Genomic DNA, 12,033 nt, shown 5'->3' with positions numbered 1-12,033 from the left:
GTTCCAATGGGACGCAGAGCGTCCCCGGCTGCATTCCCACGCGGAGCGTGGGAACGATCAAGAGGGAGAGAGGGTTACTTCTTCATGATCGAGGTGAACAGTTCGGATTCGAGCAGGCGCTGCAACCAGGCCTGCAAGCGAACATAAGGCGTCTGCGCGAACCACTCGCGATCAACATGAGCGAACTGCCGGACGAAGGGCAGCAGGGCGATGTCGGCGAGACTGAGCCGGTGACCCAGCAAATAGTCGTGGTCTGCGAGCGTCAGATCCAGATAGTGGGCGATCATCTCGCACTGCATGCGATAGACCTCCATCGGTTGCTCTGGATAACGCTCAGCGTATTTGTAGTGGTTCAACGAAGTCTTGAATCGTTGATCGTTCGTCTCGATCAGCATGTCCATGATGACGTCAGCTCCCGGATCATCCTTGAACAACCAATCATCCGGATCATTCTGCGCCAACGCCCAGCGCATGATCTGCAGACTCTCATCGATCACCACGCCATCGGCATTCAGCACCGGCACGGTGCCCTTGGGCGAGAGCGCGAGCATTTCCGCCGGCTTGTTCTTGAGGCTGACCTCAACGATCTCCACCGGCACGCCCGCATAACGCAGGGCCATTCGCGCACGCATCGCGTAAGGGCAGCGGCGGAAGGAATACAGCGTGTTCATTTCACCTCCAGCGTGCTCAAACCATTGCCCTGGCGCCGCACCTGAATCTGCACCGGGATCCGTTCGTGCATTTCCTGCACATGGGAAATCACCGCCACCTTGCGTCCCTGCGCCTGCAAGCCATCGAGCGCGTCCATCGCCAATTGCAAGGATTCCGGATCTAGGCTGCCGAAACCTTCGTCGATAAACAGCGATTCGATTTTCAGCGTGCTCGACGCCATCGAGGCCAGACCCAGCGCAAGGGCGAGTGATACGAGGAACGTCTCGCCGCCGGAAAGCGAATGCACCGAACGCAGTTCGTCGCCCATCTCCGTGTCCATCACCAGCAGGCCGAGCATGCTGCCGCCGCGTTTGAGGCGATAGCGTTTGACCAGTTGGCGCAGCTGCGCGTTGGCGTGATGCACCAGCAGGTCGAGGTTGTAGGCCTGGGCGATCTTGCGGAAGATGTCGCCGGTGGCCGAGCCGATCAAGGCACTGAGTCGCGCCCAGCGCTGGTACTCGGCATAGGCGTCGGCGATCTGCTGGGCCAGCGCCTGATTGGCGTTCTGCCGGCGCTGGTCTTCCGCCTGTTCGGCGCGCAGTTCGGCGCACTGCTGCTCGCTGACGGCGAACTGGTTTTGCAGCTCGGCGAGGGCGCTGTCCAGCTGTTGGGCATCAAGATTGCCGTCCTGCCGGGTCTGGTGATCGAGCAGACGCTGATCGCGCTCCTGCAACAGGACCTGCGCCTGTTCGATGGCTTTTTCGTTGTGCTGAAGGGTCTGGCGCAGCGTGGCGACTTGCCCGTCGTCGAAGCGCAGCAAGTCTTCGAGGCCGCCGTCATCCAGTTCCGGATGGCTGGCGCGCCAATCGGCGATCTTGCCGGCGAGTGCCTGGTCTTCAGCTTGCAGTGCTTGCAGGCGTTCCTGCTGAGACTTGAGCTCTGCAGCGATTTGCACCAGCTGCGTGCGCACGCTTTGCAGCTCCTCAGCGGTACGGGTTTCGGCGCTACGCGTCTGTTCCACCGCGTGTTCCAACTGCTGCTGCCAATGCTCGGCGTTGCTGTGCTCGCCAAGTAACTGCGCGAGTTTTTCCTGACAGCTTTGCTGCTGCTCGGTCAACGCCGTGAATTGCTGTTCGGCACTGTGCAGCTGCTGAGTGCGCAGCTGCTGGCGATCCTGTTCTTTCTCCAACGTCTGCTGGCGTTGCTGCTGTTCGCTCAGCTCTTCCTTTTGCTGTTCGAGCTGGGTCAAACGTTCGGCGATCTGCCGGTCCAGCTGCATGAACGTTGCCGCCGGCTCCAGGCGCAAGGCTTCGAGCGTGTCGGCGGGCAGCAGCGGGCCGAACGCGCTGAGTTCTTCTTCAAGGCGCTGACGGTCGCTGTTGAGTTCATGCTGCTGATGGCTCAGCTGTTGCGCCGCTTGCTGATGCGCTACCTCGGCCTGACGCAATTGTTGCGACAAGCGCGCCGCGTCCTGTTGCAAGGTGAGCAGCGCACTTTGGCGTTGTTCGTCCTGAGTGATGCTCTGATTCAACTGCTCGGTCTGGCGGCTGAGCCAGGCGTCGCGTTTGTCGGCGTCCTGATTGAACAGTTGCGCGGCCAGCGGATGCGCGTCGAGGCTCGGCGCCAGGGCTTGTTGCTGCGCCGCGAGTTGTTCCTGTTGCTGGAGCAATTCTTTCTGTTGCGCGATCACGCCACCGACTTCGCCGCGCAGCTCAATCAGTTTTTCCTTGAGCTGATCGACCACTTGCTGGGCGTTGGCCTGTTCGCTTTCATCGTGACGGCCAAGGCTTTGCAACAGCGCTTCGGGCTGGTGATAGGGATGCTCGTTGCTGCCGCAGACCGGGCAGGGCTGATCGTCCTGCAACTGCGCGCGCAACTCTTCGACACTGGCACTGCGCGCCAGCCGCTGACGTTCAAGCAGCTCGCGAGTGACGCTGAGGGTCTGCTCGGCGACGGTCAGTTCGGCCTTGGTTTTCACACCGTCCTGGGTTAGACGTTCACGTTGCTGCTGCGCGTCGAGCTGACGTTGTTGCAACTCGGCGCTGCGCTTGTCGAGATCCTGCCGAGTCGCCCACAGGCGCGACAGGTCTTCGATCGCGCGTAGCTGCTTGCGGTTGTCCTGCAACAAGGTGCCGAGCAGGCCGATCTGTTCGGCGACTGCGTCCGGCTCTGCGCCGGCCTCTTTGAACAGCACTTCCAGTTGCTGTTTGTGCGAGGCCAGTTGCTCAGCACTGTGCGCGGCGTTCTGTTCGAGCGACGCCAGTTCGCTCTGGCCCTTGTTCAAGCGGTTGCCGATCAGCATCAACTGTTGCAAACGGTCGCGATAGGCGCTCCAGGCATCGCTCAACGGCGCCAGATGGGCACTCTGCTCAAGCTCGGTGGCGATGCGTTGCAAACGCTCGGCGACCTCAGCCTGTTTTTCCTGCAAGGCCTGAATCGCGCTCTGGCCATCCTTGAACGCTTGCTCGGCGGTTTGTCGGGCTTCGGCGCTGCTGGCAGTGTCCTTGATCAGGCGGGCGAGGGTGCTTTGTTCTTCAAACGCCTGACGCAGCAACGGCGCATTTTCGCTCTGGCGTTGTTGCGCTTCGCTCAGGGCGACTTTTGCTGCGTCGAGGTTCTGTTCCAGCTGCGTCTGGCGTTCCCCGAGTGCCGCGTGTTGTTGGGTGTGCGCGGCAATCTGCGCCGCCAGTGGTGTCAGCAGCGCATCGAGCTCGGCCTTGCGCGCGAACTGATGGCGTTGCGGGCCAAGCTGTTCCAGACGCGTCAGTTTCACCCGCTCGCCGGCCAGGGCCTGCCATTGCTGTTGCGCGGTTTGCAGTTGTTCGCTGGCCGCTTGCTGCGCTTCCTGCAACTGACGCAAATCCTTCAGCCAACTGTGTTGTTGCTCAAGTTGTTTGAGCTGCGCCTGTTGCGCCTTCATCTGTTGCTGCGCGGTGTTGAAACGCTCGTCGAGTTCGGCACGAGCTTCCGGCGCCAAAGGCGTCACACCGGTAGCCTGATCCTGCAACAGCTTGTGCGCTTCGCGGGCTTCTTTGGTCTTGTCGAAGGCGCGGCGGCCGAGGCGGGTGTACAGCGCGGTGTCGGTGAGTTTTTCCAGCAGTTCACTGCGGTCGTTGTCGTCAGCCTTGAGGAACGCGCTGAACTCACTCTGCGCCAGCAGCACAGCGCGAGTGAACTGTTCAAAGTTCAGGCCCAGCGCGGCTTCCAGCTGGGTTTTGTATTCGCCTTTCTGGCTGGCGAGCAGTTGATCCTGATCGATGTCGCGCAGGCTCTGCCGACTGGCCTGGAGTTTGCCACCAGCCTTCTCGCGAGCACGATTGGCTTCCCAGCGCGCGCGATAGCGGCGGCCATCGACGCCGACAAAATCCACTTCGGCATAGCCTTCACCAGTGCCACGACGCAGCAAGGTGCGCGGGTCGCCAGTGGCGATCTCTCCGTCAGCATCCGGGACTTTGGCATCGCGACCGGTGTTGTTCAGGCGCGGCACGGCGCCGAACAGCGCCAGACACAACGCATCAAGCAGCGTGCTCTTGCCAGCGCCGGTCGGGCCGGTGATTGCGAAAAGGCCGGCGCTGGCCAGCGGTTCAGCGGTGAAATCAATCTCGAACGGCCCGGCCAGCGAGGCCAGGTTCTTCAAACGAATGGCGAGAATTTTCATGGCTGCTCGCCCTCCAGTTGCACGTCCTGCAGCAGTTCGGCGAAGTCCTTGAGCGTCTGCTCGTCGACCTCGCTGCCGTAATTGTCGAGCCAGGCGCGGCTGAACAGTTCCTGCGGGGTGAGCTGGTCGAGTTCGATCAGCGTGCTGCCGTCATCGCTGCCATCGGCGTTACGATTGCCGGCGTATTCAGCGGCAATGCGCACCAGTCGCACGGCTTTGCCCTGCAGTGCGGTTTCCACTTGATGGCGCAGATCCGGCTGCGGCTCGTCAAGACGTACGCGCACTTCCAGCCATGGTTGGCGCTGAGTTTCGGCGAGCAGATCGATGTTCGGCAGATCGGCGAGTTGCAGCAGAATCTCGGCCAGCGGCGCCGGGCCGATGCGCTGCAGATTGACCGAGCGCGGGATCAGTTTCGGCTCGACGCTGACCAGTGTTTCACCGTCGAGGACCACATCGAGAATCTGATGCTGATAACCGATTTCGGAGAACGACAGCGGAATCGGCGAGCCGCTGTAGCGAATGCGCTCCTCGCCGTTGACCTTCTGCGGCTTGTGCAAATGGCCGAGGGCGACATAGCTGATGCTTTCGCCGAACAGGCTGGCGGGCAGCGCTTCGGCATTGCCGATGATCAGGCTGCGCTCGGAATCCTCCGACACCGAGCCCCCGGCCATGTGCGCGTGGCTGATAGCGATCAACGCCTGCCCGGGCTGGCGCTTGGCATTCGCCGCCGCGATCAGCCATTCATGCACCTGACCGATGCCGCGCAGATAGTTGTCACCCAGATGCGCGCCAGTGACTTCCGCCGGGCGCAAGAATGGTAGCGCCAGGCACCACGCGGCGATTTCTCCCTGGGCATTCGGTAGCGGCAGCAGCAGGCGCTCGGCATCGAGTTGCCCGTCATCCAGCCACAGCACCCGTCCCAACGCGTGAGTGCGCAAACGCCGCATCAACGGCGCCGGCAGTTCGATCCGCGAGCCGGAATCATGGTTGCCGGCAATCATCACGATGGTCAGCAGCGGCTGCTGTTCGTGAGCGCTGACGATGAAATCGTAGAGGCGTTCCTGCGCTTTGACCGGCGGATTGACCGTATCGAAGATGTCCCCGGCAATCAGCAGCACATCCGGCTGCGCCAAGTGCAACTGGCGCAGCAGCCATTCGAGAAAACACGCGTGCTCGAAATCGCGCTCCTGGCCGTGCAGGTTTTGCCCAAGGTGCCAGTCGGAGGTGTGGAACAGACGCAAGGTGGACTCCGCATTTTGATCAAGAGGGTGGCCGCGAGGAACAAAGGGCGGCGAGAGGAGGGGAGTTTACTGGCAAATCACGCCCCTTGCCTTGTCGTGTGTCTGCTTGCACCGACAGCGGCGAATATTTCGGTAATCGGCCGATGCGGGTAGCGCTTGTGCATCTGCCGCACCAGCTCGCTCATCCGCAACAACTCTTCGCTCGGCTTGGCCCATTGCTCTTTCGGCAATGGCTCGGACCATTCGCGCATGACTTCCGGCAGCGCCTGCTTGCCGATTCTTTCCAGCCGACGAATTTCCCATTCGAGCAGACGGTTGGGAATCGTCCATAAGGTCATGACGTGATACAGGTACCAGAAGAACCCCGACAACCGCGAGCGGCGGCCTTCATGGATCTCCTGATGCATCCGCGCGCGGGCATTGTGGAATGTATGCAGGCCTTCGTGGGGTGGGTCGTCCGGGCCTTGCAGGTCTTGCAGGTCCTGGATCGATTTGAGGTCGTTGACCTCGTACTCCATGTAGCCGCGAATCGCTTCCCAGTGGCTGATCGCGAGCTCCAGGCCGGCGCATTGGAATTCGAGGCTGGTTAGGGTTTCGCCGTGATCAAAACCGATGCCCATGCCGTATTGGCGATGGACGCCGAATTGGGTGGCGCCTTTGGCTTCGATGATCCAGGCGCTGAGCGACTCCCACGGGATAAAGACCGGTTCGGCGGCGCCTTGGGGCATGAAACAGACTTCGCGGCGTTGACGGTTGAAGCGGGTTGGGATGAGGGAGAGGCGTTTTTTGTGGACGTGGTGCCAGACGCCCAGGTTAATACACAAACAACAAAAAATGGTCAAAGAGCCCGTACCAATCAAAGCATCGAAAACTCCTTCGATGGCGCCGCATATGTCATTCCACCGCGAACCTGCCAGAAAAAACATAAAACCAGCAATTGCGGGAAAAAGGCACGTGATCATGAAGGTTGCACTAAAGGGCAACCCTACTGTTACCTGCCACATGAACACTTGCGGCGGTCCTATCCCGAATTCCATGTAAACATCATTGAGCTCACCGATATGTGGGCCATAAGGGGGCATCGGTGTGGGCAGTGGCAACGGTGCGAGATAGGTGATCTTTCCGCTTGGAAACGGCTCTACATCGCCCGCTTTTCTGATCACCTCACATTGCGCATCAACAAGAGGCTCATTGTGATTATTCAGCATGGTCAGCCCTTCCGAGGTATTGATTTTCAACCAGCAGAACCATCGGGTTTTCCTTGGCCGACCCGGTAGCAACCACTGAGAAATGGCCGCCACCCCGAGGGTCTCCCACTTTGTCCAAGATCAACCGAAACATCCGCGTCCAACGCGGTCCTCTGTGGGAGCGAGCCTGCTCGCGAAGGCGCTCAAACAGGCAAAAACCTCCCACCCTCTGGCCACAAAACTGCTCAACATCAGCACTCAGCTCGCCTGCAAACCTCAGCGAAAATCTGCGTAATCGGCCGATGCGGCTGGCGCTTGTGCATCCGCCGCACTTGTTCGCTCAGCCGCAACAACTCTTCACTGGGCTTGGCCCATTGCTCTTTCGGCAGCGGCTCGGACCAGGCACGCATGACTTCCGGCAGCGCCTGCTTGCCGATTCTTTCCAGACGGCGCACTTCCCATTCGACCAGACGATTGGGAATCGTCCATAAAGTCATGACGTGATACAGGTACCAAAAAAATCCCGACAACCGCGAGCGGCGGCCGTCACGGATCTGCTGGTGCATCCGCGCGCGGGCGTTACGAAAAGTGTGCAGGCCTTCGTGGGGCGGGTCGTCCGGGCCTTGCAGATCCTGCAAATCCTGAATTGATTTGAGGTCGTTGACTTCGTACTCCATGTAACCGCGAATCGCCTCCCAATGGCTGATCGCGAGCTCCAGGCCGGCGCATTGGAATTCCTGGCTTATGAGGGTTTCACCTTGGTAGAAACCGATGCCCATGCCGTATTGGCGGTGGATGCCGAACTGGGTGGCGCCCTTGGCTTCTATGATCCAGGCGGACAGCGATTCCCATGGGACGAAGACAGGTTCGGTGGCGCCTTCGGGCATGAAGCAGACTTCGCGGCGTTGACGGTTGAAGCGGGTTGGGATGAGGGTGGCGCGGGTTTTGTGGACGTGGTGCCAGACGCCTAGGCCAATAAACAAGGCAATTAAACCCGTTGAGAAAGCCAATTTGTAAATGGCAAAAAAAATACCCTCAATGACTTCTTTAATGAACTCCCAGCTATCACCTAACAGAAGTCCTATAAACCCTCCCATCAGTGGATATAGGAACGCGATCATTAATGTGCCGCTGAATGGTCCGCCTAAAATGACTTGCCAAGAAAAAACCTCCAGTGTCCCTAAACCGAAATCCATATAAACGTCATTCAGTTCACCAATATGCCGACCGTAAGCTGGCATTGATGTTGGTAATGGCAAGGGCGCGAGATAGGTAATTTTTCCGCTCGGAAACGCCTCAATGTCACCGGTCTTTCTAGGCTGTCGAAGCGGGCGAGTTGCTAATGGATCATCGTGATTATTCAGCATGGTCAGCTCTTTCTAACAGGTGAGCCTCAACCAGCAAAACTGGAGGTTTTTCTTTGACCTGTTGGGGAGTAACAACCCCAAAATGACCCTCACCACGCGGATCGAGGTGAATGACGCGAGTTCGAGATGCCCATTCACCCTTTTTATTCAATGTCTGAACGCACACAGCCAATTCCAGCGTTTCTTTCGCGGGAACAAATTCCGACCCGAGGCCCGCTGGATACTGGAGACAAAGTATCAGTCCTTCTGGGCTGGACTTCACGATGCGCAGGCTGCTTAAAATCTCGTCACTAATGACATCTCGCTGCTCTCGTGGTGCTCCTCGACTGTGCAGCGGAATTGAAATGCGGTGCGCGCCGATACCTAAACGCGAGGTTGGGTTGCCGCCAAACGGACGCAGCAGATCATTCAGCGTTAGGGTCGGCAATGCTAAGTGAATATCGCTGGGTTTGGCTTTGAATAACAGATCCTTCAGCCAAGAGTCGTACAGATTTGGGCCAAGCTGCGCGTAAGGTGCGTGAATTAAAAAAGCCAGATAACTTTGATAGTCATCAAGTGAGTGGTCGCCACGCATCTCGCTATCCCTACTCCACGGTGTGATTTTCAACCATTTATCGTGAGCACTGATGTTGTAGCGGCTGTACAGCAAGCTACCCCCCAGCTCTAGAACAGTAAAAAGTGCTCCAGCGAGATTGAAGCGGAAAAAGACGGTGGATAAACGTGTGCCAGCAGCGGCCCAAGCAGCTCTACGAGCGGCATTACTTGACGCCTTCAATACCTTGAATGTGGAGTGGACAGTGTTGGTCAAACCATAGCCACTAACTGATGTCATGCCACCAGCTCCCATCGTCGCCAATGCAGCTGCGCTTTGCGCCGAATGATTTCCACTGCGAACCGCCTGTTCCCAGTTTTTGCGTTGCGTGACAATACTGTTCGTAGAAGAAGCCAACCCTGACAAATATGTAAAAAAACCCAATCCCACATGCAATTTCCCCATCTGCACGTGCACGGTCTGCAAGGCATGGAGCTGAACGCTTGCCACTAGAGAAGCGCAGCGAACTTTTAACGCCGTATCAGCAAGACTTTGTGCGGCACTAAATCCCGCCGCTCCCGTTGCAACGACTGAATTCATCAACGAGGTCCACACTCTTTCATTTACAGCCTGCCTGCGCAGCTCCCGATAAACCCCCACCAAATTCACCACCTGCACCAACACCACCAACAATCCCATCCCCTCCGTCCGCACCAGACTCGCCTTCGAAACCCCCGCCACCCCCGCGCGAATATTCTCCAACAACCCGCGCAATTCCCGGTGCTGCGCCGGCGGAAACACCACCGTCACGCCCGCTTTCGCCGGTGTGGCGCCATACAGTCGCGCCGAGCGATCAGGCACCTCATCAATCGGGCTTAACGCTGCCGCGAGGCGGCCTTCGAACAGCGCCAGTTGCGTGCGCACGCGGACGATTTCCTGCTGCAATTCCACCGCCCGGGCGGTTTTGTGGCCCTGGCGGTTTTTGTTGTGGGTGAGCTGGTTGCGTTCGCGGTTGAGGGTTTTCAGGTAGTCGCGTTCGCGCAGCACTTCCTTGATCGTGGCTTGCAGCGCCGCTTGTTCCGCCGGAGTGGACACAGTGAAGGTCACGCCGCTGGTTCGCGCGGCGTCGAAGACGCGCAGGCGCAGGGCTTTGGGCAGGCGCTGGAACAGTTCGTCGAGGTCGGGGATTTTCTCGCCGGCAAGATCGAAGCCTTCCAGCGCCCGGCTCAGGCCGAGGTTCAGCGCCGGGCTGTAGGTGTCCTGCACCGCATCGGCGAGGACGCGGCTGTGTGCGGGCAGATCGTCGAGGGCCGGCAGCTGCGGCTGCTCGATGCTCTGCAATTTGGCCAGCCAGTCCGGCAGGTTGTTGAACATCGCCATGCCGGCGTTGAACAGCGTTGAATATTGCCCGGCCTGTTCGGTCTGCAAGCGCAGCGGCAAGGTGTAAAACAGCGGGCGGGTCAGTTGCGGGTGTTGTTCGAGGTAACCGAGCATTTGCTCATTGGCCGCGTCGCTACGGCCGATGTCCTTGAGGCAAGCGTATTCGCTGGCGAGCGCCTGATCGATCTGCACTTGGCCGTCGAAATACCACGCCGAGCGATGGAAACGCCCGGCGCACAGCAGTTGCGCGCGATCGGCGGTGATGCGTTCGAGCAGGCGATTCCAGCGTCCGAGGTTGTCGCGATGACTGTTCAGCACCTCGTCCATGGCCGGACGGTCGATCAGGTCATTGATGCCGCGTTTGCCGCTGAGCAACGGGCCGTCGAGCACGTCTTTCATGCGCCGACTCTGATCTTTGCCGAGCTCGACCAGTGTGCTGAGGTGGCGCTCGACGAAGTCGGCCGGGGCGACTTCGAGAAAATATTCACGGGTATAAAAGCGTCGATCCGCCTCGGCGGTGACGCGAGCATGTGCGGTGAAATCCGGGGCGACGCCGTCGAAACGGTTCAGCGCCAGTGACTCGTCCAGTGCCTTTTCGCGCTGTTGCTGCAGTTCAGGTCGAGCCTGGGTATCGGTCGGGACAACCTCACCACCTTTGTTCAAATACTCGAGCAGCGCCTGCCGGGTATTTTCCCGATCCGGCTCGGGCAATTGCTCCAGTTCAGCGAACAATGCCTGGGCGCGCGGATCGTCGCTGGCCTTGGCCAGGGTGTCGAAATCCTGAGCGCCGAGCTGGCTCAGCGACTCGATGTAACTGGCCAGCAGATAGTCGCGCTCGTTGTTGTCGGTGTTGCTCCACTGCTCGATCCAGCCGACCACCAGGTCCTGATAATCGGCCAGATCGCGCATCACTCCGAGGTCGTCGTTGACCAGCAGAAACAGCGTGTCGTCCTGATAAGGTCCGCGCACCCGACCAAGAAATTCGCCGATATGCGCCTCGCGAAAACGTCGCGGGTTTTCCCACAGATAAGGTTCGCGTTCGTGCTCCGGCGCATCGCTGACCTGCACCGCCGGCATCCGCGTGGCGTCTGCCTCGGCCAGCGGTTTCGCTGTGCAGGCCACTTCCGCCAGCCACTGTTTCGCCTGGGCCACGGTGAGCAGATGCTCGCCGCCGATCAGACAATGCACCGGGCCGAGATCGACCGCCTGCATGAAGTGCTCGCGTTCCTCCGCGCTGTCCAGCACCTGTCGGCATTTCGCCGCGCTCAACTGCACATCGGCGAAGGTCACGTAGAGGGTGCTTTTGCGCGAAAAGATCAACGCCGGACGTTCTTCGATGGCGCTGCGCTGATCCTCGCTGACGCTTTTGCCGCGATGCAGCAATGCGCTGATCACGCCGTCGAGCACGCGATATTCGTACAGCTCACCGCTGAGACTGTCGACGATGTACAGCCAGCCATCGCGCAGGCGGCGGATGCCCATGGGGCGCGTGGTCAGGGTGTACGGCAGCGTGAGCTCGGTGCTGGGATCGAAGGGTTTTTCGACAAGGCCGTACGCGAGGGGCAGCAGTTGCACGTGGGTGTTGCGCAAGGGGCAGGCGGCGGGGCCGATGATCGGGGCTTTGGACGCTGCGGCTGCCGCGAGGTTGGCGGGGTGCATCATTGAGCACATTTCCCTGTATCTGTTTGTGACAGAGAAATGTGCGTGTATCTGGAAAACGACAGCAGTCAGATCTTTCTGTGTTTTGCGTAGGAATCGAACACTCGGGATGAAACTTACGAGGGATCGACTGAAATCTTACAGATGTTGCTTCGGATGAATCGTGAGTAACCCTGAAGGCGTACCCGCGCTCGCAAACCGACGCTGATAAATAGATCCGTTAACAAGCTCATTGCCTACGGATTTGAGCCGTACCGCTCATCGAAATCGATTTTTCGACGCATCCATTAATTGACGCCAAAATAGTGGCCATCTAATATCGCGCCACTATTTTGATACTAGTGCGCTATTGCAGGGA

General features: G+C 59.3%; 6 protein-coding genes. All 6 read right to left on the bottom strand.

The genetic code is table 11. The features are described 5' to 3' along the window. Positions 1 to 74: 74 nt before the first annotated feature. The 6 genes from F8N49_RS04280 to F8N49_RS04255 all read right to left on the bottom strand — a co-directional run bounded on the left by F8N49_RS04280 (position 75) and on the right by F8N49_RS04255 (position 11,675). Entirely contained in the window at positions 75 to 671 is a 597-nt protein-coding gene (locus tag F8N49_RS04280; protein ID WP_110603686.1) for a glutathione S-transferase, read from the bottom strand. After that, a complete protein-coding gene (locus F8N49_RS04275) occupies positions 668 to 4,309 on the bottom strand; it encodes an AAA family ATPase (RefSeq protein WP_151550884.1) in 3,642 nt (1,213 codons plus the stop codon). The genes F8N49_RS04280 and F8N49_RS04275 overlap by 4 nt, the downstream gene beginning before the upstream one ends. Further along, positions 4,306 to 5,550: an exonuclease SbcCD subunit D C-terminal domain-containing protein gene (locus F8N49_RS04270; protein WP_071172689.1), complete on the bottom strand. Its 1,245-nt coding sequence runs from the start codon at positions 5,548 to 5,550 to the stop codon at positions 4,306 to 4,308. The genes F8N49_RS04275 and F8N49_RS04270 overlap by 4 nt, the downstream gene beginning before the upstream one ends. A gap of 77 nt (positions 5,551 to 5,627) precedes the next feature. After that, the gene (locus F8N49_RS04265) at positions 5,628 to 6,788 is read right to left on the bottom strand and encodes a hypothetical protein (protein WP_256675395.1); all 1,161 of its coding nucleotides are present in this window, start codon (positions 6,786 to 6,788) and stop codon (positions 5,628 to 5,630) included. Between the two features lie 200 nt (positions 6,789 to 6,988). Continuing rightward, positions 6,989 to 8,104, bottom strand: coding sequence for a SoxR reducing system RseC family protein (locus F8N49_RS04260; RefSeq protein WP_256205772.1), 1,116 nt, complete (start codon positions 8,102 to 8,104; stop codon positions 6,989 to 6,991). Continuing rightward, on the bottom strand, positions 8,094 to 11,675 hold the full coding sequence (locus F8N49_RS04255; RefSeq protein WP_372241002.1) for a toxin VasX: 3,582 nt from the start codon (positions 11,673 to 11,675) through the stop codon (positions 8,094 to 8,096). Before F8N49_RS04255 ends, F8N49_RS04260 begins: the two co-directional genes overlap by 11 nt. Between the last annotated feature and the right edge of the window lie 358 nt (positions 11,676 to 12,033).

Source organism: Pseudomonas sp. GXM4 (assembly GCF_008923895.1).
Classification (GTDB): Bacteria; Pseudomonadota; Gammaproteobacteria; order Pseudomonadales; family Pseudomonadaceae; genus Aquipseudomonas; species Aquipseudomonas atacamensis.
Note: the sequence above shows the minus strand (reverse complement) of the source record. Positions and strands in the feature narration are given on the sequence as shown.